General features: G+C 72.9%; 24 protein-coding genes and 1 pseudogene. 17 read left to right on the forward strand and 8 right to left on the reverse strand.

Annotated elements, in window-relative coordinates; all coding sequences use genetic code 11:
• Window positions 1-54 precede the first annotated feature (54 nt).
• Genes DLJ47_RS00700 through DLJ47_RS00710 form a run of 3 tightly spaced genes read right to left on the reverse strand, consistent with a single transcriptional unit; the run spans window position 55 to window position 3,451 of the window.
• Window positions 55-1,431: an NAD(P)/FAD-dependent oxidoreductase gene (locus tag DLJ47_RS00700; RefSeq protein ID WP_109898202.1), complete on the reverse strand. Its 1,377-nt coding sequence runs from the start codon at window positions 1,429-1,431 to the stop codon at window positions 55-57.
• Window positions 1,431-2,120 (reverse strand): pyridoxamine 5'-phosphate oxidase family protein, encoded by a 690-nt coding sequence (locus DLJ47_RS00705; RefSeq protein WP_109898176.1) that lies wholly within the window; start codon window positions 2,118-2,120, stop codon window positions 1,431-1,433. Before DLJ47_RS00705 ends, DLJ47_RS00700 begins: the two co-directional genes overlap by 1 nt.
• The gene (locus tag DLJ47_RS00710; RefSeq protein ID WP_109898177.1) at window positions 2,105-3,451 is read right to left on the reverse strand and encodes an aspartate aminotransferase family protein; all 1,347 of its coding nucleotides are present in this window, start codon (window positions 3,449-3,451) and stop codon (window positions 2,105-2,107) included. The genes DLJ47_RS00705 and DLJ47_RS00710 overlap by 16 nt, the downstream gene beginning before the upstream one ends.
• A gap of 535 nt (window positions 3,452-3,986) precedes the next feature.
• On the opposite strand from DLJ47_RS00710, the gene DLJ47_RS00715 reads away from it, so the two are divergent.
• Both DLJ47_RS00715 and DLJ47_RS00720 read left to right on the forward strand, forming a co-directional pair.
• On the forward strand, window positions 3,987-4,757 hold the full coding sequence (locus DLJ47_RS00715; protein WP_109898178.1) for a helix-turn-helix domain-containing protein: 771 nt from the start codon (window positions 3,987-3,989) through the stop codon (window positions 4,755-4,757).
• Window positions 4,748-4,984 carry a DUF397 domain-containing protein gene (locus tag DLJ47_RS00720; RefSeq protein ID WP_109898179.1) on the forward strand — a complete coding sequence of 79 codons (237 nt, stop codon included), beginning with the start codon at window positions 4,748-4,750 and terminating at the stop codon, window positions 4,982-4,984. The genes DLJ47_RS00715 and DLJ47_RS00720 overlap by 10 nt, the downstream gene beginning before the upstream one ends.
• Here DLJ47_RS00720 and DLJ47_RS00725 read toward each other — a convergent pair.
• Window positions 4,949-5,461: an Lrp/AsnC family transcriptional regulator gene (locus DLJ47_RS00725; RefSeq protein WP_109898180.1), complete on the reverse strand. Its 513-nt coding sequence runs from the start codon at window positions 5,459-5,461 to the stop codon at window positions 4,949-4,951. The two genes, DLJ47_RS00720 and DLJ47_RS00725, sit on opposite strands and share 36 nt — an antisense overlap.
• Before the next feature lie 205 nt (window positions 5,462-5,666).
• On the opposite strand from DLJ47_RS00725, the gene DLJ47_RS00730 reads away from it, so the two are divergent.
• From DLJ47_RS00730 to DLJ47_RS00770, 9 genes are read left to right on the forward strand one after another with little or no spacing between them, the layout of a single operon-like run.
• A complete protein-coding gene (locus tag DLJ47_RS00730) occupies window positions 5,667-6,851 on the forward strand; it encodes a polyamine ABC transporter substrate-binding protein (protein ID WP_109898181.1) in 1,185 nt (394 codons plus the stop codon).
• A gap of 11 nt (window positions 6,852-6,862) precedes the next feature.
• Complete coding sequence (locus DLJ47_RS00735) at window positions 6,863-8,023, forward strand: ABC transporter ATP-binding protein (RefSeq protein WP_109898203.1); 1,161 nt, start codon at window positions 6,863-6,865, stop codon at window positions 8,021-8,023.
• The gene (locus tag DLJ47_RS00740; protein WP_109898182.1) at window positions 8,020-8,934 is read left to right on the forward strand and encodes an ABC transporter permease; all 915 of its coding nucleotides are present in this window, start codon (window positions 8,020-8,022) and stop codon (window positions 8,932-8,934) included. The genes DLJ47_RS00735 and DLJ47_RS00740 overlap by 4 nt, the downstream gene beginning before the upstream one ends.
• Window positions 8,931-9,782 carry an ABC transporter permease gene (locus tag DLJ47_RS00745; protein ID WP_233257592.1) on the forward strand — a complete coding sequence of 284 codons (852 nt, stop codon included), beginning with the start codon at window positions 8,931-8,933 and terminating at the stop codon, window positions 9,780-9,782. The genes DLJ47_RS00740 and DLJ47_RS00745 overlap by 4 nt, the downstream gene beginning before the upstream one ends.
• Window positions 9,779-11,200: an NAD(P)/FAD-dependent oxidoreductase gene (locus tag DLJ47_RS00750; RefSeq protein WP_109898183.1), complete on the forward strand. Its 1,422-nt coding sequence runs from the start codon at window positions 9,779-9,781 to the stop codon at window positions 11,198-11,200. The genes DLJ47_RS00745 and DLJ47_RS00750 overlap by 4 nt, the downstream gene beginning before the upstream one ends.
• A complete protein-coding gene (locus tag DLJ47_RS00755) occupies window positions 11,200-12,402 on the forward strand; it encodes a saccharopine dehydrogenase family protein (RefSeq protein WP_109898184.1) in 1,203 nt (400 codons plus the stop codon). Before DLJ47_RS00750 ends, DLJ47_RS00755 begins: the two co-directional genes overlap by 1 nt.
• Window positions 12,399-13,412: an agmatinase gene (speB, locus tag DLJ47_RS00760; RefSeq protein WP_109898185.1), complete on the forward strand. Its 1,014-nt coding sequence runs from the start codon at window positions 12,399-12,401 to the stop codon at window positions 13,410-13,412. The genes DLJ47_RS00755 and speB overlap by 4 nt, the downstream gene beginning before the upstream one ends.
• A gap of 55 nt (window positions 13,413-13,467) precedes the next feature.
• Window positions 13,468-13,890: a type II toxin-antitoxin system RelE/ParE family toxin gene (locus DLJ47_RS00765; protein ID WP_109898186.1), complete on the forward strand. Its 423-nt coding sequence runs from the start codon at window positions 13,468-13,470 to the stop codon at window positions 13,888-13,890.
• On the forward strand, window positions 13,856-14,167 hold the full coding sequence (locus DLJ47_RS00770) for a transcriptional regulator (RefSeq protein ID WP_109898187.1): 312 nt from the start codon (window positions 13,856-13,858) through the stop codon (window positions 14,165-14,167). The genes DLJ47_RS00765 and DLJ47_RS00770 overlap by 35 nt, the downstream gene beginning before the upstream one ends.
• 246 nt (window positions 14,168-14,413) lie before the next feature.
• Here DLJ47_RS00770 and DLJ47_RS00775 read toward each other — a convergent pair whose 3' ends face one another.
• Genes DLJ47_RS00775 through DLJ47_RS00785 form a run of 3 tightly spaced genes read right to left on the reverse strand, consistent with a single transcriptional unit; the run spans window position 14,414 to window position 17,611 of the window.
• Window positions 14,414-14,761: a DUF779 domain-containing protein gene (locus tag DLJ47_RS00775; protein ID WP_109898188.1), complete on the reverse strand. Its 348-nt coding sequence runs from the start codon at window positions 14,759-14,761 to the stop codon at window positions 14,414-14,416.
• Complete coding sequence (gene adh / locus DLJ47_RS00780; RefSeq protein WP_109898189.1) at window positions 14,761-16,266, reverse strand: aldehyde dehydrogenase; 1,506 nt, start codon at window positions 16,264-16,266, stop codon at window positions 14,761-14,763. The genes DLJ47_RS00775 and adh overlap by 1 nt, the downstream gene beginning before the upstream one ends.
• A 43-nt stretch (window positions 16,267-16,309) precedes the next feature.
• Window positions 16,310-17,611, reverse strand: coding sequence for a GAF domain-containing protein (locus DLJ47_RS00785; protein ID WP_109898190.1), 1,302 nt, complete (start codon window positions 17,609-17,611; stop codon window positions 16,310-16,312).
• A gap of 237 nt (window positions 17,612-17,848) precedes the next feature.
• Between DLJ47_RS00785 and DLJ47_RS00790 the strand changes: the two genes are divergently transcribed.
• The 5 genes from DLJ47_RS00790 to DLJ47_RS00810 all read left to right on the forward strand — a co-directional run bounded on the left by DLJ47_RS00790 (window position 17,849) and on the right by DLJ47_RS00810 (window position 22,542).
• Window positions 17,849-18,514 (forward strand): response regulator transcription factor, encoded by a 666-nt coding sequence (locus DLJ47_RS00790; RefSeq protein ID WP_109898191.1) that lies wholly within the window; start codon window positions 17,849-17,851, stop codon window positions 18,512-18,514.
• A complete protein-coding gene (locus DLJ47_RS00795) occupies window positions 18,511-19,563 on the forward strand; it encodes a sensor histidine kinase (RefSeq protein ID WP_109898192.1) in 1,053 nt (350 codons plus the stop codon). The genes DLJ47_RS00790 and DLJ47_RS00795 overlap by 4 nt, the downstream gene beginning before the upstream one ends.
• Before the next feature lie 164 nt (window positions 19,564-19,727).
• Entirely contained in the window at window positions 19,728-20,750 is a 1,023-nt protein-coding gene (locus DLJ47_RS00800; RefSeq protein ID WP_109898193.1) for a threonine ammonia-lyase, read from the forward strand.
• The gene (locus tag DLJ47_RS00805; RefSeq protein ID WP_109898194.1) at window positions 20,747-21,910 is read left to right on the forward strand and encodes a D-alanine--D-alanine ligase family protein; all 1,164 of its coding nucleotides are present in this window, start codon (window positions 20,747-20,749) and stop codon (window positions 21,908-21,910) included. Before DLJ47_RS00800 ends, DLJ47_RS00805 begins: the two co-directional genes overlap by 4 nt.
• Window positions 21,907-22,542, forward strand: a complete 636-nt coding sequence (locus tag DLJ47_RS00810; RefSeq protein WP_109898195.1) for a M15 family metallopeptidase — start codon at window positions 21,907-21,909, stop codon at window positions 22,540-22,542. Before DLJ47_RS00805 ends, DLJ47_RS00810 begins: the two co-directional genes overlap by 4 nt.
• 13 nt (window positions 22,543-22,555) lie before the next feature.
• Here DLJ47_RS00810 and DLJ47_RS00815 read toward each other — a convergent pair whose 3' ends face one another.
• Window positions 22,556-23,377 (reverse strand): NmrA family NAD(P)-binding protein, encoded by an 822-nt coding sequence (locus tag DLJ47_RS00815; RefSeq protein ID WP_109898196.1) that lies wholly within the window; start codon window positions 23,375-23,377, stop codon window positions 22,556-22,558.
• Between the two features lie 138 nt (window positions 23,378-23,515).
• On the opposite strand from DLJ47_RS00815, the pseudogene DLJ47_RS00820 reads away from it, so the two are divergent.
• Window positions 23,516-24,181: pseudogene (locus DLJ47_RS00820) on the forward strand (hypothetical protein); the annotation flags it as partial.
• Window positions 24,182-24,565: the final 384 nt, after the last annotated feature.

Consider the following 24,565-nt stretch of genomic DNA (forward strand, 5'->3'; position numbering starts at 1 on the left):
CACCTCCGCGTAATCCCCCCCAATCACTGATACGTAAGCCGTCCGGCTCACGTATCAGTGGCCGAGGAGGTGGGAGAAGGTGGCGGCGCGGCGGGAGGGGCGGCCGGAGCGGAGTTCGGCGGCGTCGGCGGAGAACATCAGGCGGAGGCCGGCGTTGACGGCCAGCCAGCGCAGCGGCTCCGGCTCCCACCGGGGGGAGCGGTGGTTGACCCAGGGAAGGGCGGTCAGGTCGGTGTTCTCGCCCCGGATCAGGTCGGCCAGCGTACGGCCGGCGAGGTTGCTGGTGCCGACGCCGTCGCCGACGTACCCGCCGGCCCAGGCGAGCCCGCTGGCCGGGTCGTAGCCGACCGAGGCCGCCCAGTCCCGGGCCACCCCGAGCGGCCCGCCCCAGGCGTGCGTCACCGGCACGTCCGGGCCGAGCACCGGGAACAACTCGCCGAGCGTACGGCGCAGCGCCGCGAAGACCCGTGGCTCCCGGTCGTACCCCGGCCTGACCCGGGACCCGAAGTGGTACGGGGCGCCCCGCCCGCCGAAGGCGAGCCGCCCGTCGGCGGTGCGCTGGCCGTAGATGATGACGTGCCGGTGGTCGGAGAAGGTCTCCCGTTCGGCCAGTCCGATCCGCTCCCAGGTCCGGGCCGGTAGCGGCTCGGTGGCCACCATCAGCGAGTAGACCGGCGCGACCGTGCGCCGCTGCCCGGGCAGCATCGGCGTGTAGCCCTCGGTGGCCCGGACCACCACCGGCGCCCGTACCGTGCCGGCCGGGGTCACCGCCGCGCCGGGGGAGATCGCCGTCACCGGGGTGCGCTCGTGGATGGTCACCCCGCGCCGCTCCACCGCCCGGGCCAGGCCGCGGACCAGCCGCGCCGGATGCACCGCCGCGCAGTGCGGGGTGTACGTGCCGCCGAGCACGCCGTCGGCCGCGCACCGGGCCGACGCCTCGCCGGCGTCCAGCAGCGCCAGGTCCGCCGGGCCGAGTCCGAACTCCCGGGCCTCCTCGACGGCCGCCCGGGCGCGGGCGAGCTGCGGGCCGCTCCGGGCGAGCACCACCGTTCCGCCGTACGCCCAGTCGCAGTCGATGCCCTCGGCCGCGACCACCCGGCCGACCTCGCGCACCGTGGCCTGCATGGTGCGCTGCATGGCGAGCGCGGCGTCCCGGCCGTGCCGGCGGGCCAGCGCGGGCAGCGAGGTGGGGAAGAGCGCGGAGCACCAACCGCCGTTGCGCCCGGACGCGCCGTACCCGGCGATCTCCGCCTCCAGGACGGTGATCCGCAGCGTCGGGTCGGCCCCGGCCAGGTAGTACGCCGTCCACAGCCCGGTGTAGCCGGCCCCCACGATCACCACGTCGGCGTCGGCGTCCCCGGCCAGCGGCGGGCGCGGGACCAGCGGTTCGTCCACACTGGAAAGCCAGTAGGACAGCTCCGGGTAACGCATCACCACTCCGGGGGCGGCAGGTCGAACCGGAGCGCCGGATCGGGCTCCGGGCGGCCGAGCGACTCCACGACCGGCACCACGCCGGCCCAGACCTTGCGGGACAGGTCCTCGGCCGGATCGTCCGGCGGCCCGGCGCTGATCTTCACCGAGCACTCGGCCAGCGGCAGCGCGAGCACCAGGGTGGCCGCCAGTTCCTTGGCCGACGGCGGCCGGATCGCCGCCCACCGGCCGGGCAGCAGGTGCTCGGAGAGCCGCTCCAGCGCGGCCAGCTTCTCGTCGCCGTCGAGGCTGGCCAGGGTGCCGAGCACCATCGCGCAGCGGTAGTTCATCGAGGACGCGAAGGCGCTGCGAGCCAGCACCAGCCCGTCCAGCAGAGTGACCGTCAGGCAGGCCGGCGCGCCGGCGGCGAGGTGCCGGAACAGCCGGCTGCCGGTGGAGCCGTGCACCAGCACCCGGTCGCCGTCGCGGGCGTAGCCGACCGGCAGCGCGTACGGCTGGTCGCCGTCGACGATCGCCAGGTGGCCGACCCGGCCGGCGTCGAGCACCGCGTGCAGGCTCGCCCGGTCGTGCGCCGCGAGGTCGGGCAGCCGGCGTACGCGGGTGCGCGCCGTCCGCCCGACCTCGGTGTCGGCCGGTGGCCGGGCCCCGGCAGAGCGGGACTCGGGCCCGCCGGTCAGAGGCGTGCCCATGCCTCGGTCAGCACGCCGCGCAGGATCTGCTCGATCTCGTCGAACTGCTGCTGCTCGGCGATCAGCGGCGGGGCGAGCTGCACCACCGGGTCGCCCCGGTCGTCGGCGCGGCAGTAGAGCCCGGCGGAGAAGAGCGCGGAGGAGAGGAAGCCGCGCAGCAGTCGCTCCGACTCGGCCTCGTCGAAGGTCTCCCGGGTGGTCTTGTCCTTGACCAGCTCGATGCCGTAGAAGTAGCCGTCGCCCCGGACGTCACCGACGATCGGCAGGTCGTGCAGCTTCTCCAGGGTGGCGCGGAACGCCGGCTCGTTGGCCCGGACGTGCCCGATGAGGTCCTCGCGGGCGAAGACCTCCAGGTTGGCCAGCGCCACCGCGCAGGAGACCGGGTGCCCGCCGAAGGTCACGCCGTGGGCGAACATGCCGGTCTCGGTGAGGAACGGCTCCATCAGCCGGTCGCTGGCGATCATCGCGCCGAGCGGGGCGTAGCCGGAGGTGATGCCCTTGGCGGTGGTGATGATGTCCGGCTGGTAGCCGTAGCGGACGGCGCCGAAGTACTCGCCGAGCCGGCCCCAGGAGCAGATCACCTCGTCGGAGACGAGCAGCACGTCGTACGCGTCGCAGATCTCGCGGACCCGCTCGAAGTAGCCGGGCGGTGGTGGGAAGCAGCCGCCGGAGTTCTGCACCGGCTCCAGGAAGACCGCCGCCACCGTGTCCGGCCCCTCCCGCTCGATGGCGCGGCCGATCTCGTCGGCGGCCCAGCGGCCGAACGCCTCCGGGTCGTCGCCGTGCTCCGGCGCCCGGTAGAAGTTGGTGTTCGGCACCTTGATCCCACCGGGCACCAGTGGCTCGAAGTCGCTCTTGATGCCGGGCAGGCCCGTGATCGACAGCGCGCCCATCGAGGTGCCGTGGTAGGCGATGTAGCGGCTGACGACTTTGTACTTGTTCGGCTGGCCGGTGCGCTTGAAGTAGGCCCGGGCCAGCTTCCAGGCCGCCTCGACGGCCTCCGAGCCGCCGGTGGTGAAGAAGACCCGGTTCAGGTCGCCGGGGGTGAGGGCCGAGATCTTCTCGGCCAGCTCGACGGCCTTTGGGTGGGCGTACGACCAGAGCGGGAAGTAGGCCAGCTCGCCGGCCTGCTTGGCGGCGGCCTCGGCCAGCTCCGCGCGCCCGTGGCCGGCGTTGACCACGAAGAGCCCGGCGAGCCCGTCGAGGTAGCGGCGGCCCTGGGCGTCCCAGACGTACGCGCCCTCGCCGCGGACGATGGTCGGCACCTCGCCGGCGGAGTAGCTCGCCATCCGGGTGAAGTGCATCCAGAGGTGGTCGGTGGCGTTGGCCATGTCAGCCCCATCGGGTCTCGGGCCGGTCAGGGGACACCGGCCGCTCTGCCCACGGTTATCCCACAGCCCTAGCCCGGAAAGCAAGTGGGATCGGTGGCCTATGGCTGATCCGACAACGGATTCAGCGAATGTCAAGAGCGTGAACAACGGAATCCGCATCGACCGCGTTGGGGTCGGCGAGTCGGTGGTCCGGGGCGGGCGCGGGCTTGCTGGTCCAACCCTTGGGGGGCGCTGTCGAGCTGCCCCATCTGTGCGCCCACGCCGACCACGCAGGTGGTCCGCGGGGTCCTTTGAAGCTGAATCGTTTGCGACATCACGCTGCGGGGTCGCTCCGGCCGAGTCGGTTGCGGCATCAGCTCCAAAGGGCGCGTCCAGGTGATGGTCGGGACGGTTCCGGGGCATTCTCCGGGCACTGGCCGGGCCATCGCGGACGCGCGAAACAGTCCCGCCGCAACACGTCGGCGCGCTCGGGACATCGACACGCAGCGTCGCTATCGTGCGCCGGAGCGTGAGTCCCGGGTGGAGGGTGGATCCGATGGCGAACGAGGTGCTGCGGGTGGCGATGGCGGAGAAGGGCGAGACCGTCGAGTCGCTGGCGGCGAAGGTCGGCGTCGACCCGAAGACGGCCGGCCGGTGGCTCACGTCAGGGCGGATCCCACATCCGCGCACCCGGATCGCAGTCGCCGAGGTGCTCGGCCGGGACGCCGCCGAGCTGTGGCCGGAACCGTACCGCCGGCGCGACCTGCCCTGGTTCCGACCGTGGGCCGAGCTGGAACAGGATGCGACGTCCATCAGGTCCTATCAACCGCTGCTGGTGCCGGGGCTGCTCCAGACCGAGGGGTACGCCCGGGCGGTGCTGGCGACCGGCGGTCTGCTCGCACCGGCCGAGGTGGAGCAGATCGTGGCGAGCCGGCTCCAGCGCCAGTCGATCCTCGCCGCCACCGTCCCGCCGCAGTTGATCGCCGTGATCGATGAGGTGGTGCTGCGCCGGTTGGTCGGCGACCGGGCGGTGATGGCCGGGCAGCTCGCCCACCTGGCGGCACTCGCCGAGCTGGAGCATGTGCAGGTGCGGGTGATCCCGGCCGACGGGCCGTGGCACACCGGGCTCGCCGGGCCGTTCGTGCTGGCCCGACTGCCGGACGGGACCGAACTGGCCTATCTCGACAACCAGTTGCGCGGTCAGATCGTGAGCGACCCTCTCGACGTTGCTAGCCTGGGTCGCAGGTGGGAGAGCGTCACCGGTGAGGCGTTTCCCCACCGCCGGTCCATCGAGCTGATCAGGGAAGTGGCGACGACATGGAGATGACCGACGCCCGCTGGCGTACCGCCACCCGCAGCAGCAACAACGGTGGCGACTGCGTCGAGGTGGCCGACAATCTGCCCGGCCGGGTGCTGGTCCGGGACAGCAAGGACCGCGACGGCGGCACGCTCGCCTTCGCCCCCGGCGCCTGGCGGGCGTTCATCGGGATGGTCGGGCGCCCCGGCGACGCCGACTGGTCAGGCGGTGCCCCACGTGTAGGTCTGCTTGCGTAGCTTCAGGTAGACGAACGCCTCGGTGGAGAGCACGCCCTCGACCGCGCGCAGCCGTTGCAGGATCTCCAGCAGGTGGTCGTCGTTGCGGCAGACCACCTCGGTGAGCAGGTCGAACGAGCCGGCCGTGATCACCACGTAGTCCACCTCCTCCAGTTCGGCGAGCCGGTCGGCGACCGCCTCCAGGTCGCCGTCGGTACGCAGGCCGATCATGGCCTGGCGGGGGAAGCCCAGCTGGAGCGGATCGGTCACCGCGACGATCTGCATCACGCCGGCGTCGAGCAGCCGCTGCACCCGCTGCCGCACCGCGGCCTCGGAGAGTCCGACCGCCTTGCCGATGGTCGCGTACGGGCGGCGGCCGTCCTCCTGGAGCTGCTCGATGATCTGTTTCGCCACGTCGTCGAGCAGAGCGTGACTGGCGCCTTCACGCACGGCTACCCGCCGCCCGCCGTTGCCGTTGTCCTGCTGCCGGTTCGTCATCGACCGCTCCCCATGTCCGTTCCCGGGCTGAGCCTAATGCCCCCGCGCAGTGTGGCGTATTTCGTCGTGGAGAGCTAATCCCGCAACGGAATCCCTTGTAAGGGAGGTCACCTCATGTCAGGATCAGTCGTCCACCGCACTTGACCCTCCCGCCGGCGCGCCACCCCCGTCCCGCCGCCGACGATGACCTTTTAGGAGTCGTCACATGCGAACTCCCCTTCGGCCCCTCACCCGGCGTGGACTGCTCACCGGCACCCTCGGTTCGGCGGCGTTGCTCGCCGCCGGCGGTACCCTGGCAGGCTGCGGCACCAAGGGTGCCCAGCAGACCGAGGCCGGCTGCGTCAGCGAGGACCTCTCCGGCACCGAGAAGAAGCTCGCCTTCTCCAACTGGCCGCAGTACATGGACGTGGATGAGAAGGACGAGTCGAAGCGACCCACCCTCGACGCCTTCATCGCCAAGTCCGGCATCGCGGTCACCTACACCGAGGACGTCAACGACAACAACGAGTTCTTCGGCAAGGTGCAGAACCAGCTCGCCGCCTGTCAGGCGACCGAGCGGGACATCATGGTGCTCACCGACTGGATGGCCGCCCGGATGATCCGGCTCGGCTGGATCCAGAAGCTGGACAGGTCGAAGCTGCCCAACGTCGAGGCCAACCTGCTGCCCTCGCTGCGTGGCCGCTCCTTCGACAAGGACAACCAGCTCGCCATCCCGTGGCAGTCCGGCCTGGCCGGCCTCGCCTACAACGGCAAGGTGACCAAGGAGATCCGCACCGTCGACGAGCTGCTCACCCGCCCCGACCTCAAGGGCAAGGTGACCGCCCTGTCCGAGATGCGCGACACCATGGGCCTGCTGCTCCAGTCGAACGGGCACGACCCGTCGAACTTCACCGCCGCCCAGTTCGACGACGCGCTGAACAAGCTGAAGAAGGCCGTCGACTCCGGGCAGATCCGCAAGTTCACCGGCAACGACTACGCCCCCGACCTGGCCAAGGGTGACATCGCCGCGTGCATCGGCTGGTCCGGCGACGTCATCCAGCTCGGCTTCGAGGACGAGAAGGTCAAGTTCGTGGTGCCCGAGTCCGGCGTGATGCTCTGGTCGGACAACATGCTGGTGCCGAACAAGGCCACCCACAAGGCCAACGCCGAGCAGTTGATCAACTACTACTACGACCCGGCGGTGGCCGCCCAGCTCGCCGCGTACGTGAACTACATCTGCCCCGTGCGGGGGGCGCAGGAGGAGATGGAGAAGATCGACCCGGAGCTGGCGGCCAACCCGCTGATCTTCCCCGACGACGCGATGCTCGCGAAGTCCAAGGTCTTCATGGCCCTAGACGAGAAGCAGGAACGCGAGTACGAAGGCAAGTTCCAGCAGGTCATCGGGGCGTGACGGGAGTGGGCGTGGCATCTGTGGGGCGCGAGACACCGGCCGGCGACCTGCGGCTGGCCAACCTCACCAAGCGGTTCGGCATCTTCACCGCTGTCGACGACCTCAGCCTGACCATTCCGCAGGGCTCGTTCTTCGCCCTGCTCGGCGCGTCCGGCTGCGGCAAGACCACCACGCTGCGGATGATCGCGGGGCTGGAGGAACCGACCAGCGGGCAGGTGCTGCTCGGCGACCGGGACATCGCCCGGCTGCGGCCGTACAAGCGGCCGGTGAACACCGTCTTCCAGAGCTACGCCCTCTTCCCGCACCTGGACATCTTCGAGAACGTGGCGTTCGGGCTGCGCCGGCGCGGCATCCGCAAGGTCGACGACCAGGTCGAGCGGATGCTGGCGCTGGTGCAGCTCGACGGGTACGGCCGGCGCCGACCGGCCCAGCTCTCCGGCGGCCAGCAGCAGCGGGTCGCGCTGGCCCGGGCGCTGATCAACCACCCGCAGGTGCTGCTGCTGGACGAGCCGCTCGGCGCGCTCGACCTCAAGCTGCGCCGGCAGATGCAGATCGAGCTGAAGCGCATCCAGACCGAGGTCGGCATCACCTTCGTGCACGTCACCCACGACCAGGAGGAGGCCATGACGATGGCCGACACGGTTGCGGTGATGAACGCCGGCAGGATCGAGCAGCTGGGCGCCCCGGCCGAACTCTACGAGTTCCCGGCCACCGCGTTCGTGGCGAACTTCCTCGGCCAGTCCAACCTGCTCGCCGGCGAGGCCGCCGGCGCCGCCGGGGGCGAGGTGCCGGTCTCCGCGCACGGCTCCCGCTTCGCCGTGCCCGCGGAGCGGGCCCGGGTCGACCGGGGCCCGGTCTACCTGGGCGTACGCCCGGAGAAGCTGCACCTGGTCGGCTCCGCCGACCAGGTCCCCGCCGGGCACCAGCACGTCACCGGGGTGGTCAGCGACGCCTCCTACGTGGGGGTCAGCACCCAGTACCTGCTGCGCACCGGCTGGGGCAGCGAGCTGTCGGTCTTCGTGGCGAACAGCGGCGCGACCGCGCAACTGCCGGTCGGCACCGAGGCGGTGGCGCACTGGGACCCGCGGCACGCCTTCGTGCTGCCCCGCGAGCCCGGTGCCGACGACCGGACCACGCCGGTGCTGGACGAACCGGTCGGGGCCTCCTCGTGAGCGTCCTGGCCCACGTACCGACCGGGTCGGGGCAGCCGGCGGCGCCACAGCGGGCCGCCCGGTCCGGGCGGTACCGGTTCCTGCCGTACCTGCTGCTGCTGCCCGGCGCGGCCTGGCTGTTCCTCTTCTTCGCCGTGCCGCTGTTCCAGCTCGCCGCGGCGAGCCTCTACGACCCCAGCGGCTCGCTCTCCACCGGGTACGCGCTGACCTGGGCGTTCGGCAACTACCCGGACGCGTTGGCGGCGTACTGGCCGCAGTTCACCCGGTCCTTCCTCTACGCCGGGATCGCACTGGTGCTGGCCCTGCTGATGGGCTACCCGCTGGCGTACGCCATCGCGCAGAAGGCCGGCCGGTGGAAGAACCTGCTGCTGGTCTGCGTGATCGCGCCGATGTTCACCAGCTTCCTGGTGCGCACCCTGGCCTGGAAGACCATCCTGTCCGACAACGGTTGGCTGGTCGGGCTGCTGCGCGACGTGCACCTGCTCGCCCCCGACGGCCGGCTGCTGGCCACCCCGGTCGCGGTGGTGCTCGGGCTGACGTACAACTTCCTGCCGTTCCTGGTGCTGCCGCTGTACGCGAGCCTGGAGCGGCTCGACCCCCGGCTGCTGGAGGCGGCCAGCGACCTGTACGCCAGCCCGGTGCGGGCGTTCCGCAAGGTCACCCTGCCGCTCTCGATGCCCGGCCTGGTCGCCGGCACGCTGCTCTTCTTCATCCCGGCCAGCGGCGACTACATCAACGCCGAACTGCTCGGCACCCCGAACGAGTACATGATCGGCAACGTCATCGACTCGGCGTTCCTGGTCCGGCTGGACTACCCGCAGGGCGCGGCGCTGTCCTTCCTGCTGATGGCGGCGATCCTCGCGGTGGTCTTCGGCTACCTGCGCCGCGCCGGCACCGAGGAGGTCCTGTGAGCGTGGCCCACCGCATCGGTCGCTGGCTGGCCGACCACTGGGTGCTGGGCGTCGGGCTGCTGGTGCTCGGCTACCTCTTCCTGCCCATCGCCGTGGTCGCCGGCCTGTCCTTCAACCGCCCGTCCAGCCGGCTGTCGTACGACTTCCACGAGTTCACCCTGGACAACTGGCGTAACCCGTGCGCCACCTCGGACATGTGCGACGCGGTGGTGCGCAGCGTCCAGATCGGGTTCATCGCCACCGTGGTCGCCACGGTGCTCGGCACCCTGATGGCGTTCGCGCTGGTGCGGCACCGGTTCCGCGGCCGGTCCGGGATCAACGTGCTGATCTTCCTGCCGATGGCCACGCCGGAGCTGGTGATGGGCACCTCGCTGCTCGCCCTCTTCGTCTCCGCCGGGGTGCCGCAGGGATTCTGGACCATCGTCATCGCGCACGTGATGTTCTGCGTGTCGTTCGTGGTGGTCACGGTCAAGGCGCGGCTGGCCGGGATGGACTCCCGGCTGGAGGAGGCCGCGATGGACCTCTACGCCAGCGAGTGGCAGACCTTCCGGCGGATCACCCTGCCGCTGGTGATGCCCGGCATCGTGGCCGCCGCGCTGCTCGCCTTCTCGCTGTCGTTCGACGACTTCATCATCACCAACTTCAACGCCGGCACCACCGTCACGTTCCCGATGTACGTCTGGGGCGCCGCCCAGCGGGGCATCCCGCCGCAGGTCAACGTCATCGGCACGGCGATGTTCGTGATCGCGCTGCTGCTGGTGCTGGCCAGCATGCTGCGCGGCCGGCGGGGCCGCCGCGCCGCGCTGCGGGTCGCGGTGGGCGCCGGGCCGGCGCGGCGCCCGTCATGACCGGGCCGCATCCCGGCCGGGCGCTGGCCGACGCGGTGCCCGTGCCGTACTGGCTGGACCGCCCGGAACGCCCCGACCCGCTGCCGCCGCTGATCGGCCCCGACACCGCCGACCTGCTGGTGGTGGGCGGCGGGTACGCCGGGCTGTGGACCGCGCTGCTGGCCAAGCGGGCCGACCCGGGCCGGGACGTGCTGCTGGTCGAGGCGGGAACCTGCGGCTGGGCGGCGTCCGGGCGCAACGGCGGGTTCTGCGCCGCCTCGCTCACCCACGGGCTGGCCAACGGCGTCGAGCGTTTCCCGGACGAGATCGAGCTGCTGGAGCGGCTCGGCCGGGAGAACCTGGACGCCATCGCCGCGACCGTGGCCGAGTACGGCATCGACTGCGACTTCGAGCGCACCGGCGAACTGGCCGTCGCGGTCGAGCCGTACCAGCTCGACGGGCTCGCCGCCGACGCGGAGCTGGGCCGCCGGTACGGCCACGAGGTGCGGCTGCTCGACGCCGACGAGGTACGCGCCGAGGTGAACTCGCCGACGTACCTGGGCGGGCTGTGGGACCGGGACCGCACGGCCCTGCTCGACCCGGCGAAGCTGGCCTGGGGGCTGCGCCGGGCCTGTCTCAGCGTCGGGGTGCGGATCGCCGAGCACACCCGGGTGACCGGGCTGCGCCGCGACGGCGCGGCGCTGCGGGCCGCCACCGCCGGCGGCCGGGACACCGCCCCGGGCAGCGTCCGCGCCGGGCGGGTGGTGCTGGCGACCAACGCGTTCCCGCCGTTGCTGCGCCGGCTGCGTGCCTGGGTGGTGCCGGTCTACGACTACGCGCTGATGACCGAGCCGCTCGCCGACGACGAGCGGCGCGCGATCGGCTGGGCGAACCGGCAGGGGCTCGCGGACACCGGCAACCAGTTCCACTACTACCGGATCACGCCCGACAACCGGATCCTGTTCGGCGGGTACGACGCCGTCTACCACTTCGGCAACCGGATGGCCCCGTCCCTGGAGCAGCGCTGGGACACCTTCTGCACCCTCGCCGAGCACTTCTTCACCACCTTCCCGCAGCTCGACGGGCTGCGGTTCAGCCACCGCTGGGGCGGGGCGATCGACACCTGCACCCGGTTCTGCCCGTTCTTCGGCACCGCCTACGACGGCCGGTTGGCGTACGCGGCCGGGTTCACCGGGCTCGGCGTCGGGGCGACCCGGTTCGCCGCCCGGGTGATGCTCGACCTGCTCGGCGGGGAGGAGACCCCGCTGACCCAGCTCGACCTGGTGCGCCGGATGCCCCTGCCGTTCCCGCCCGAGCCGGCCCGGGCGGTCGGCATCAATCTCACCCGCTGGTCGCTGGCCCAGGCCGACGTGCGTCAGGGCCGGCGCAACCTCTGGCTCCGTACGCTCGATCGTTTCGGTTTGGGGTTCGATTCCTGATGCGCATCCTGCTCGTGGGGGCCGGCGGCGTCGGCTCCGCCGCGGTCGCCATCGCCGCCCGCCGTACCTTCTTCGAGGCGATGGTGGTCGCCGACCACGACCCGGCCCGGGCGGCCCGGGCGGTGGCCGGGCACGGTGACCGGTTCGTCGCCGCCACGGTCGACGCCTCCTCGGCCGGCGCGGTGGCCGCGCTCTGCCGGGAGCACCGGATCACCCACGTGCTCAACGCGGTCGATCCGCGCTTCGTCATGCCGATCTTCGACGGGGCGTTCGCGGCCGGCGCTGACTACCTCGACATGGCCATGTCGCTGTCCCGGCCACACCCCGATCGGCCCTACGCCGAGACCGGCGTGAAGCTCGGCGACGAGCAGTTCGCCGTCGCGGACCAGTGGTCGGCGGCCGGGCGGCTGGCGCTCTGCGGCATCGGGGTCGAGCCGGGCCTGTCCGACATCTTCGCCCGGTACGCCGCCGACGAGCTGTTCGCCGGGATCGACGAGATCGGGGTGCGGGACGGGGCCAACCTGACCGTCGACGGCTACGACTTCGCGCCGTCGTTCTCCATCTGGACCACCATCGAGGAGTGCCTCAACCCGCCGGTGGTCTGGGAGGCCGGCCGGGGCTGGTACACCACCCCGCCCTTCTCCGAGCCCGAGGTCTTCGAGTTCCCCGCGGGGATCGGGCCGGTCGAGTGCGTCAACGTCGAACACGAGGAGGTGCTGCTGATCCCCCGCTGGGTCGACGCGCGGCGGGTCACCTTCAAGTACGGCCTCGGCAACGAGTTCATCGAGGTGCTCAGGACGCTGCACAAGCTCGGCCTGGACGCGACCGCCCCGGTGCGGGTCGGCGACGTTTCCGTGTCCCCACGCGACGTCGTGGCCGCCTGCCTGCCCGACCCGGCCACCCTCGGTGACCGGATGCGCGGCAAGACCTGCGCCGGCACCTGGGTACGCGGAACCGGCCCGGACGGCAAGCCACGCGAGGTCTACCTCTACCACGTGGTCGACAACGAGTGGTCCATGCAGGAGTACGGCCACCAGGCGGTGGTCTGGCAGACCGCGGTGAACCCGGTGGTGGCGCTGGAACTGCTGGCCGGCGGCGCGTGGCGCGGGACCGGGGTGCTCGGCCCGGAGGCGCTGCCGCCGAAGCCGTTCCTGGACCTGCTCACCGGCTACGGTTCACCGTGGGGGATGGAGGAGCGATGACCCGCTACGGCCCGATGTTCGGCCCGGACGTCACCTTCCTCGGGGTGCCCCGCTGCACGCTGGACGAACCGGCGACGTTCGCCGACGCGGACGTGGTCGTCGTCGGCGCGCCCTTCGACGGCGGCACCTCGCACCGGCCGGGCACCCGGTTCGGCCCGTCCGCCATCCGGCAGGCCTGCTACCTGCCGCACGACGGCTCCCGCCCGTCACTCGCGCTACGCGTCGACGGGCTGCGGGACCTGCGGGTGTACGACGCCGGCGACGTGGAGATGTTCTCCGGCGACATCGAACGGTCGCTGGCCGCGCTGGAGTCCGCGGTCTTCACGGTCGCCGCGGCCGGGGCGATCCCGATCGTGCTCGGCGGCGACCACTCCATCGCGCTGCCCGACGCCACCGGGGTGGCCCGGCACCACGGGCTCGGCCGGGTGTCGCTGGTGCACTTCGACGCGCACGCAGACACCGGCGACATCGAGTTCGGCTCGCTGCACGGGCACGGCCAGCCGATGCGCCGGCTCATCGAGTCCGGCGCGGTACGCGGCGACCGGTTCCTCCAGATCGGCCTGCGTGGCTACTGGCCGGGCCCGGAGACGCTCTCCTGGATGGCGGACCAGCGGATGCGGTCGTACGAGATGACCGAGCTGGTCGCGCGCGGGCTGGATTCCTGTCTCTCGGAAGCGTTCGAGATCGCGGTGGACGAGTGCGAGGGCGTCTTCCTCTCCGTCGACGTGGACGTGGTCGACCCGGGCATGGCGCCGGGCACCGGCACCCCGGAGCCGGGCGGGCTGACCTCCCGGCAGCTGCTCGACGCGGTCCGCCGGTGCTGCTACGAGCTGCCGGTGGTCGGCGTCGACGTGGTCGAGGTCGCCCCGCCGTACGACCACGCGGACATCACCGCGTACCTGGGCAACCGGGTGGTGTTGGAGGCGCTGTCGGCCATCGCCCGCCGTCGCCACGACGCCGCCGGCGGCCCGCCCTGGGACCCTCGCCAACCCCTCCTCGACGACCGCTGACCGTAGTTGGAGTCGTCCGACCCTCGGCGGGTTTAGTTCGGGCTATAGTTCTCCCATGAGCGCTCCCCGGGGACGCTGGTCCGTACGAGTTACCGGTGAGGTCCGGCAATGGCTACGCGATCTTCGCCGGGCCGATCCGGACACCTACCGCAGCGTGAGCGTGGCCATCGACATGCTCGCCGAGGTCGGGCCGGGGCTGGGGCGTCCGCTGGTGGACACCCTGCGAGACACCGCGATCAGTAACCTCAAGGAACTCCGGCCCAGGTCCGGACGGGACGTCGCGGTCCGGGTGCTGTTCGTCTTCGATCCCTGGTCCCAGGCCGTCCTGCTGGTGGCCGGTAACAAAGCGGGCAACTGGCGTCGCTGGTACCAGGACAACATTCCGCTGGCGGAGCTCGCCTACAAGACCTGGCTGGAACATGAACGCAGGCGAAGGGGGAGTCGTGACCGAGTTCTACGACTGGGAAGACGTTCGTGACGAGCTTCGTGACGACGCGACGGAACGTGACAAGGAACGGGCGCGGACCGAGGCGTGGGTGAGCGCGTTCCACCTGGCCGAGGAGCGTAAGCGGCTGGGGCTGACCCAGCGGCAGGTGGCCGAGCTGATGGGCGTCACGCCAGGCCGGGTCAGCCAGATCGAGAACGGGGATCTCGACGTGAACGAGGTTGCCACCCTGAGCCGCTACGCCGCCGCGCTGGGGGCACGGCTGCGCATCATCTTCGACTACGGCAACGACCTGCGCCAGATCGCATGAGCATCACCCACCGGCGTAATCCGAGGGCGCGCTGACCGCGCCGCGACCGGTTGCCCCGGCCCGGGTTTCGGCACCGCCTCCAGCACGCAGGGCCGGTCCGGGGCGAGCGGCCGATCGGGAAAGCGGCGCAGAGCGTGATACCTCTGAGTCATCTTGATGCCTCAGAGGTATCACGCCGCTGCGCAGTGGTGTTTCGCGCTCACCTCCGAGGGGCCGCAACCCGGACCCGCCGGGCGGCGCGGACGATCACGCGGCGAGGCGGGAGCGGATGAGGAAGCGGACGCCCTCGGGGGCCTCCAGGGAGAAGCCGCTGCCCCGGCCGGGGACCACGTCGACGGTCAACGTGGTGTGTTTCCACAGCTCCCACTGCGCCGCGGACATCCAGAACTCGACCGGCTCCGGAACCCCGTCGATCCTGAGCGCGGCCAGCAGGACGTCGGACGAGCCGGTGCGGAACTCGCCGGCCGGGTAGCACATCGGAGCGCTGCCGTCGCAGCAGCCGCCGGACTGGTGGAACATCAGCGGCCCGTGCTGCCCCCGCAGCGACCGGATCAGCTCGGCCGCCGCGGGGGTCACGGTCACGGGGGCGTCCATCAGAAGAAGCCGAGCTTCTTCGGCGAGTAGCTGACCAGCAGGTTCTTGGTCTGCTGGTAGTGCTCCAGCATCATCTTGTGGTTCTCCCGGCCGATCCCGGACTGCTTGTAGCCGCCGAACGCCGCGTGCGCCGGGTAGGCGTGGTAGCAGTTGGTCCACACCCGGCCAGCCTGGATCGACCGCCCGGCCCGGTACGCGGTGTTGATGTCCCGGGTCCACACGCCCGCGCCCAGCCCGTACAGCGTGTCGTTGGCGATCTTCACGGCGTCGTCCAGGTCGGCGAAGGAGGTCACCGACACCACCGGGCCGAAGATCTCCTCCTGGAAGATCCGCATCGAGTTGTCGCCCTCGAAGATGGTCGGCTCGACGTAGTACCCGCCGGCGAGCTCGCCGCCGAGGTCGGCCCGCGCGCCGCCGGTCAGCACCTTCGCGCCCTCCTGCCGGCCGATGTCCAGGTAGGACAGGATCTTCTCCAGCTGATCGTTCGACGCCTGCGCGCCGATCATCGTGTCGGTGTCCAGGGGATGCCCCTGCACCACGGCGCGGGTCCGATCGACCGCGGCGGCGAGGAAGTCGGCGTAGTGACCCTGCTGGATCAGCGCCCGGGACGGGCAGGTGCAGACCTCGCCCTGGTTGAGGGCGAACATGGTGAACCCTTCGAGCGCCTTGTCGAAGAAGTCGTCCCGGGCGGCGCTGACGTCGTCGAAGAAGATGTTCGGGCTCTTGCCGCCCAGCTCCAGGGTGACCGGTTTGATGTTCTCGCTGGCGTACTGCATGATCAGCCGCCCGGTGGTGGTCTCGCCGGTGAACGCCACCTTCGCCACCCGCGGCGAGGACGCCAGCGGCTTGCCCGCCTCGACGCCGAAGCCGTTGACCACGTTGACCACGCCGGGCGGCAGCAGGTCGGCCACCAACGAGAGCCAGTAGTGGATCGACGCGGGCGTCTGCTCGGCCGGCTTGAGCACCACCGCGTTGCCGGCGGCGAGTGCCGGGGCGAGCTTCCAGGTCGCCATCAGCAGCGGGAAGTTCCACGGGATGATCTGCCCGACCACGCCCAACGGCTCGTGGAAGTGGTAGGCGACGGTGTCGTCATCGAGTTCGCCGAGGGAGCCCTCCTGGGCCCGGATCGCCGCGGCGAAGTACCGGAAGTGGTCGATCGCCAGCGGGATGTCGGCGGCCAGGGTCTCCCGGACCGGCTTGCCGTTCTCCCAGGTCTCCGCGACCGCCAGGGCTTCCAGGTTCTCCTGCATCCGGTCGGCGATCTTGTTGAGGATCAGCGCGCGCTCGGCGACCGGGGTGCGCCCCCACGCGTCGGCGGCGCCGTGCGCAGCGTCGAGCGCCTTCTCGACGTCCTCGGCGGTGCCCCGGGCCACCTCGCAGAAGGTCTGCCCGGTGACCGGGGTGGGGTTCTCGAAGTAGCGGCCGAAGTGCGGCGTGACGTACTCGCCGCCGATGAAGTGGTCGTAGCGGGACTGCCAGTGGGTGGGCGCGTCGTAGCGCGTCATGGTTACCTCCGCCGTCCGATCGGGTCGGGTGACGGCGGAGAAGCTAGTTTCCGGGACGTTGCAGCAACGTTGCGCGCGGCAGGTCGTACTCCCGGGAGAGCTGGTCGACCCGCGCCAGCGCGAGCGGCCGGCGTGGCGCGCCCGGCGGCGACGCCGCGGCCAGCGCCTGCCAGGCGGTCAGGTCGTCGGCGCCGGCGGGCGTCGCGGTCCAGGCCGCGAGCAGCGCCGGGTCGCGGGTGGCCAGCACGGCCGCGCGGAGCTGGCCGTCGACCAGCCGGCGCAGTCGGGTCACTCCCGGCGCGTCCGACGAGGGCAGCAGCGGTCCGGCGTACGCGTCGAGCGCGCCCGCCGGATCGCCGCGTTCCAGCAGTTCGCCGACGGTGCGGAAGTCGGCCCGGACGGTCCCGCGCAGCCGGTACGGCCGGGAGTCGAGCAGGTCGGGGCCGAGGATGCGGCGCAACCGGGACAGCTCGGCGCGCAGGGTGACCGGGTGCAGCCGGTCGTCGCCGTACAGGTCGAGGCCGAGCTGCTCGCCGGTGCGCCCCTCGGGATGGTCGAGCAGCAGCACCAGCAGTTCGCTGTGCCGGCGGCCGAGCCGGATCTGGCGCCCGTCGACGCGCAGCTCCGCCTCGTCTCGACCGAGTGCGGCGACGGTGACCACGCCCGGCTCGACCGGCCGGTCGGCGGCGAGCTGCGCCTCGGCGGCCCGGGCGGTGGCCCGGACCAGCGCCAGGCTCTGCGGGTTGGCCAGGTGGTCGCCGCCGGTGATGTCGACCGCCCCGAGCAGCCGCCCGGTGGCCGGGTCGTGGATCGGCGCGGCGGCGCAGGTCCACCGCTGCACCCGCCGGCTGAAGTGCTCGGTGGCGAAGATCTGCACGCTGTGGTCGATCGCCAGGGCGGTGCCGGGGGCGTTGGTGCCGGCGTGCGGCTCGTCCCAGCGCGCCCCGGGCACGAAGTTCATCCGCTCGGCGTGCCGGAGCACCCCCGGGTGCCCCTCCACCCAGAGCAGTCGGCCGTGGGCGTCGCAGACCGCCATCAGGTGCGCGCCGTCCTGCGCGATGCCGCCGAGCAGGTCGCGGAAGAGCGGTAGCACCCGGGCCAACGGGTGGGCGGCGCGATAGCTCGCCAGCGCGTCGTCGGTCAGCTCGACCGGTGGGGTGGTCTCCGGGTCGAGCAGCGCCGCCGAACGGCGCCAGGAGTGCGCCACCACCTCCCGCAGCCGCCGGTCGGTACGCCGGGCCGCCTCCGGCCCACCGGCGAGGAACGCCTCGTGGGCGGCGCCGACCTGCGCGATCCGCTCCGCCGGATCGACGCCGAATTCCAGGGCGAGCCACGGGTCGGCCATCGGCGACCTCCTCGCGCCCATCGTGACGCAGCTCACCCCTGATCGCCAAGTGCCGCCGGGGACGAGGGACGGACGCGCCCAGACGGCGTACCGGGGCGGCAAGCACCGCGGCCCGGCTCGGGAGCGGTTGTCCCGGGATCGCCGCCGTGGAGGATGGCTCCTGCCGGTGTTTACAGAACCCTTAACTCCGGCCTGAGACGGTGTCCCGGACAGCGCGGAACCACGGGGAGAGCAGGCGTGCGGGTGTTGGTGGCGGACGACGAGCGGTTGCTGGCGGACACGGTCGCCGAGGGGCTGCGCCGCTTCTCGATGGCGGTCGACGTCTGCTACGACGGCGACGGCGCGTTGGAGCGGATCGGGGTGAACCGGTACGACGTGGCAGTGCTGGACCGGGACATGCCCGGGCACACCGGTGACGAGGTGTGCCGCAGCATCGCCGACTCGGGCGCGGGCACCCGGGTGCTCCTGCTCACCGCGGCGGCCGGCATCCGGGACCGGGTGGAGGGGCTCGGGCTGGGCGCCGACGACTACCTGACCAAGCCGTTCGCCTTCGCCGAGCTGGTCGCCCGGGTGCAGGCGCTCGGCCGGCGCTCCGCGCCCGCGCTGCCGCCGGTGCTGGCCCGGCACGGGGTGGTGCTCGACGTGGCCCGACACGTCGCCACCCGGGACGGCCACCCGCTGAACCTGAGCCCGAAGGAGTTCGCCGTGCTGCACGTGCTGATGCGCGCGGACGGCCGGGTGGTCAGCGCGGAGGAGCTGCTGGAGCAGGCCTGGGACGAGTTCGCCGACCCGTTCACCAACGCCGTCCGGGTCACCGTGATGACCCTGCGCAAGAAGCTCGGCCAGCCGGCCGTCATCCACACCGTGCCGAAGGCCGGCTACCGGATCGGCGGCCCGGAGTGACCCCGCGCCGCCGCGTCCTGCTGGTGGGGGTGCTCGCCCTGCTCGTCGGCTACTTCCGGCCCAGCCTGGAGAAGTGGCTGCTGACCACGGTGTGGCTGCGCGGTCGGGAGTTCTGCGACCTGCCGCTGCCCGGGTCTGGGCTGGTGTGCCAGCCGGCGCGCGACCTCGACGTGGCCCTGTACCCGCTGATCATGCTCGCGGTGCTGGTCGGCGCGGTGGTGGCGATCTGGGGGGCCGCGGTGTGGTGCCTGCGCCCGGTGCGCGACCTCGCCGAGCCGATCGCCCACGTCGGCCCGCAGAACCTCGGGCACCGGATCCGCCGGCCGGGCCGGGACGAGCTGGCCCGGCTGACCGGGGCCATCGACGAGATGATGGAGCGGATCTCCGCCGGGTACGAGGGGCAGCGGCGGTTCGCCGCGAACGCCTCACATGAACTGCGCACCCCGTTGGCGGTGCAGCGGACGCTGATCGAGGTCGGGATGGCCCGGACGCTCACCGGCGAGCAGCTGGAACTGCTGACCGCCCAACTGCTGCAGACCAACGAGCGCAACGAGCGACTCATCGAGGGGCTGCTCACGCTCAGCGAGAGCGACCAGGGCCTGCGCTCCCGTACGCCGCAGCGGCTCGACGAGATCGTGGCCGGGGTGCTGGCCGGCTACCAGGACCGGGCCCGGGAGGCGGGCGTGACGATCGACAGCCACCTCCCGCCCCGGGTGGTGGCCGGGGAGCGGGTGCTGCTGGAGCGCCTGGTCAGCAACCTGGTGGAGAACGCGATCAAGTACAACCGGCCCGGCGGCACCCTCACCGTGGCGGTCGGCGGCACCCCGGCGCTGACCGTGGTCAACACCGGCCAGGTGGTGCCGGCCGAGGCGGTGGCCGGCCTCTTCGAACCGTTCCGGCGGCTGGCCGCGGACCGTACCGGCCACGGCGGCGGCGCGGGCCTCGGCCTGGCCATCGCCCGCTCGATCACCCAGGCGCACGACGGCATCATCGCCGCCCGGCCCGCCGAGTACGGCGGCCTGCGGGTCGAGGTCCGACTGCCGCACTGACCCGGCCGACCGGCCGGCACACAACCAGCGACGCCCCGCGGGGGCCGCCTGACGCGGCACCCCTTCCTCCGGCGTGCCCGAAAACCGGCGCCGCCCTGACCTGCGACCCGGTACGGCCAGGCGCCCAGCCGCGCCCGCCGACCACGAAGACGGAAGGAGACGAGATGTCCCGTATCGACACGCCGGCCCCGGCCGGCCCGGTCCGGGCCGACGTCGAGGAGGCCGCCCGCCGGCTGTCCGGCCAGGTGGTGCGCACCCCGGTGCTGCGCTCCCCGGCGATCGACCGGCTGGCCGGCGTCCGGGTACTGATCAAGGCGGAGAACCTCCAGCACGGCGGCTCGTACAAGATGCGCGGCGCGTCGTTGGCGGTCGGCCGGCTCGCGGCCGGCGGGCACCGCGGCGTGGTCGCGCAGAGCACCGGCAACCACGCGGTGGCGGTGGCGCTGGCCGCGCGCCGGCACGGGCTGGCCGCCACCGTGGTGCTGCCGGCGGACGCGGCGCCGACCAAGGTCGCCCGGGCGCGGGCGGCGGGGGCCCGGATCGTGCTGGCCGACACCGCCGAGGAGCGGCTCGCGCTGACCCGCGAACTCAGCGCCGCCACCGGCCACCCGGTCGTCGACGCGTACGACCACCCGGACGTGATCGCCGGGCAGGGCACCGCCAGCCTGGAGCTGATCGAGGACGCCGAGCGGGCCGGCGCCCCGCTGGACGCGCTGGTGCTGCCGGTCGGCGGTGGCGGTGGGGCGGCCGGCGCCTGCCTGGCCGCCACCGGCCGGCCGATCGAGGTGTACGGCGTGGAGCCGGTCGGCTGCGACTCGCTGGCCCGGAGCCTGGCCGCCGGCCGGCCGACCCCGGTCCCGCCGGCGCCGACGATCGCTGACGGGCTGCGGCCGTCCTGCGTGGGCGAGCTGCCGTTCGCCATCCTGCGCACCGCGTTGCGCGGGGTGGTCCGGGTCGACGACGAGCAGATCGGCGCGGCGTTCCGGCTGTTGCTGCTGGAGCTGAAGGTGCTGGCCGAGCCGTCCGGGGCGGCCGGCCTGGCCGGCGCGCTGCGGATCGCGGCCGACGGCCGGCACCACACCGTCGGCGTGGTGCTGACCGGCGGAAATGTCGAGGCGGAGCTGGTGGCCCGGTTGGCGGCCGACCGGCTCGCCGAGGTGACGAGGGTGGAAGGGGCGGCGGCATGAGTGCGCCGGTTCGGATCGGAATCCTGTTCGGCGGCCCGTCAGCGGAGCACGAGGTGTCCTGCGCCTCGGCCCTCGGCGTGGCCCGGGCCCTGGCCGGCGGCGGCTACCGCACGGTCGCCATTGGGGTGACCCGCACCGGGGGCCTGCGGCTGGTGCCGGACGCCGTGCTGGCGGAGTTGCGCGACGGCGCCGGGGCGGACCGGGCCATCGACGACCGGCTGACGGTCACCGGGCCGCCGGTCGAGCTGCGGGCCGGCCGTCGCCCGGGGACGGCCGTGGTGACCGCGGCGAACGCGTCCGGCGCGGTGCACGCCGCGCTGGACGTGGTCTTCCCGGTGCTGCACGGCCCGTTCGGCGAGGACGGGGTGGTCCAGGGACTGCTCGAGTCGCTGGGCGTGCCGTACGTCGGGTGCGGCATCCTCGCCGCCGCGGTCGGCATGAACAAGGTGGCGATGAAGCGGGCACTGCGCGCCGAGGGGGTGCCGATCACCCCGCACGTGGCGTTCGACGCGCAGACCTACCGGGCGACCGACGACCCGGAGAAGCTGGTGGTGGGGCTGCGGCGGCCGCTGTTCGTCAAGCCGGCCAGCATGGGCTCGTCGATCGGCATCTCCCGGGTGGCCGAGGGTGACGACCTGGCGGCGGCGATCGAGGAGGCGCTGCGCCACGACCAGGTGGTGGTGGTCGAGCAGGGCGTCACCGGCCGGGAACTGGAGTGCGCGGTGCTCGGCGGGTGGCGGCCCGAGGCGTCGGCGGTTGGCGAGGTCCGGGTCTCCGGCGGCTGGTTCGACTACCGGCAGAAGTACTTCGGCGACGCCGACCCGATGGTCGTCCCGGCGGCGCTGCCCGGGGAGGTGACGGACCGGATCCGGGAGCTGTCGCTGCGGGCGTTCGCCGCGATCGGCGGCTGGGGGCTGGCCCGGGTCGACTTCCTCTACGACGAGGCGGCCGGCGAGCTGTACGTCAACGAGCTGAACACCATGCCCGGCTTCACCGCGCACTCGATGTACCCGAAGGTGTGGGCGGCGGTCGGCGTCGGCTACCGGGAGGTCGTGGACCGGCTGGTGCGGCTGGCCTTCGCCCGCCACGCGGAACGCGCCGCCACCGCCCGCGCCGCCACCGCCGCCACCGCCAGCGCCGCCGCTGGGGAGCCGCGATGATCCTGCTCGCCGATCCCCGGGTGGCGGCCGTGCCCAGCGCCGACGACGGCGACCCGCTGGTGGACCTGCGCGACCTGCCGGAGCTGCGGCTGGACCCCCGGGCGGCCGACCCGGCCGGCGCGTACGCCCGGGTGCGGCGCGGGGTCGCGGACCGGCTGCTGGCCGCGCAGCGCGCGCTGCCGGCCGGCCTGCGCCTGCTGGTCGTCGAGGGGTACCGGCCGTACCGGGCCCAGTTGGAGATCTTCACCAGCTACCGGGAGGAACTGCGCCGGGCGCACCCGGACTGGTCGCCGCAGCGGCTGCACCGGGAGACCACCAAGTTCGTCTCGCCGGTCGAGGTGGCGCCGCACAGCACCGGCGGGGCGGTCGACCTGACCCTGTGCAGCGAGGACGGGGTCGAGCTGGACCTGGGCACCGCAATCGACGCCACCCCGGAGGCCAGCGCCGACGCCTGCTTCACCGACTCGCCGGCCGTCTCGGCCACCGCTCGGCGGCACCGGCGGATCATGGGTGCGGCACTGCGCGGGGCGGGCCTGGTGAACTACCCGACCGAGTGGTGGCACTGGTCCTACGGCGACCGGTACTGGGCATTGCTGACCGGTGCCCCGCACACCCGCTACGGCCCGGTGTGACCGGGCGGGGCGCTCAGCGGAAGGCGTCGGCGTGCGCGCGGGCCCAGTCGGCGAAGGTACGCGGCGGCCGGCCGAGCAGCCGCTGCACGGTGTCGGTGACCGTGTACGCGACCGGCGGCGGGTCGCCCTGCCAGGACGCGAGCAGGTCGATCAGTTCCTCGTCGTAGCCGGCCTGCCGCCACCGGGCGCGGGCCTGCTCCTCGGTCAGCTCGACGAAGCGCAGCTCGCGGCCGGTCGCCGCGGCGACGGTGGCCAGCCGCTGGCGCGGGGTGAGCGCCTGCGGGCCGGTGAGGGTGTACGCCTGACCGGCGTGCCCGTCGCCGGTGAGCACCTCGGCTGCGACCGCGCCGACGTCGGCCTCGTCGACCACCGCGCTGCGAACGTCGGCGAACGGCTCGCGTACCTCGCCGGCGGCGCGGATCGACTCGGCCCAGTGCAGGGTGTTGCTCATGAAGTCGACCGGCTGGAGCATCGTCCACTCCAGCCGGCCGGCCCGGACGGCCTCCTCGACCGGGCCGGCCTTGCCGTTCCACAGCACGGCCAGCCGCCGCACGCCGGCCCGTTCCGCCAGCGCGACGATCTCCGGCCCGGTACGCAAGGTGGCGTAGTCGTCACCGGCGGCGGTCAGCAGGTGGACGCCGACGACCCCCTCGAACGCGGCCGGGAGGGTGGCCGGGTCGGTGAGGTCGCCGGCCACCACCTCGACCCCGGCCGGCAGTCCGGTCGCCCGGGCCGGATCCCTGGTCAGGGCGCGTACCGGCACCCCGCGCGCCAACAGTTCGGACACCACGTGCCGGCCGGCCCTGCCCGTCGCGCCGGTCACCAGATAGGTCATGGAACCCCTCCTTGATCGCCGGTCCGACGCTAGGACCTGAAGCCGACTTCAGGTCAACTTCCGGATCGCGGTGAACGGTGCAGCGCTCCCAGTCCGTACCAGGCGCCGTAGGAGACACCGACGACGGGAGAGACAACGGTGAGGGTGCAGCGGAAGCACGTGCTGGCGGCGGGCGTGGCGGTGGTCGCCTCGGCGGTCGTGGCGGTGGGCACCGGGCTCGGGTTCGCGGACAGCGCGCCGGCGCGCGCCTCGGTGTGCCAGGGCTCGGTGACCTTCTCGGCCGAGGGTGGTGCGCCGGCGGCGACCAGCGACCGGTTCCCGGTGGGCACCCGGCTGCGGGTGACCAACCTGGACAACAACCGGTCGACCACGGTGACGGTGACCGGTCCGTCGGGCAGTTGCGTGCTGCTCAACGCGACAGCGATGGACCAGGTGCGGGAGCCCGGCAAGAACGTGATCCGGCGCAACGTGGTCGAGCGTCTGGACGGCGGCGATGCGGCGCAGCCCGGCGGCGGCGCGGCCCAGCCCGGCGGCGCGAACCAGCCGGGGTCCGGGCAGCCCGGTGCCGCCTCGGCCTGCGCGGGCTCGGTGACCTTCTCGGCCGAGGGTGGTGCGCCGGCGGCGACCAGCGACCGGTTCCCGGTGGGCACCCGGCTGCGGGTGACCAACCTGGACAACAACCGGTCGACCACGGTGACGGTGACCGGTCCGTCGGGCAGTTGCGTGCTGCTCAACGCGACAGCGATGGACCAGGTGCGGGAGCCCGGCAAGAACGTGATCCGGCGCAACGTGGTCGAGCGTCTGGACGGCGGCGATGCGGCGCAGCCCGGCGGCGGCGCGGCCCAGCCCGGCGGCGCGAACCAGCCGGGGTCCGGGCAGCCCGGTGCCGCCTCGGCCTGCGCGGGCTCGGTGACCTTCTCGGCCGAGGGTGGTGCGCCGGCGGCGACCAGCGACCGGTTCCCGGTGGGCACCCGGCTGCGGGTGACCAACCTGGACAACAACCGGTCGACCACGGTGACGGTGACCGGTCCGTCCGGCAGTTGCGTGCTGCTCAACGCGACAGCGATGGACCAGGTGCGCGAGCCCGGCAAGAACGTGATCCGGCGCAACGTGGTCGAGGTGCTCCGCTGACCGGCCGGGTGGCTCCGCCGAGCTGATCGGGCAGCTCCGCGGGCCGCCTCCGGTGCA

The sequence above is a fragment of the Micromonospora sp. S4605 genome, assembly GCF_003176715.1.
GTDB classification, from domain to species: domain Bacteria; phylum Actinomycetota; class Actinomycetes; order Mycobacteriales; family Micromonosporaceae; genus Micromonospora; species Micromonospora echinaurantiaca.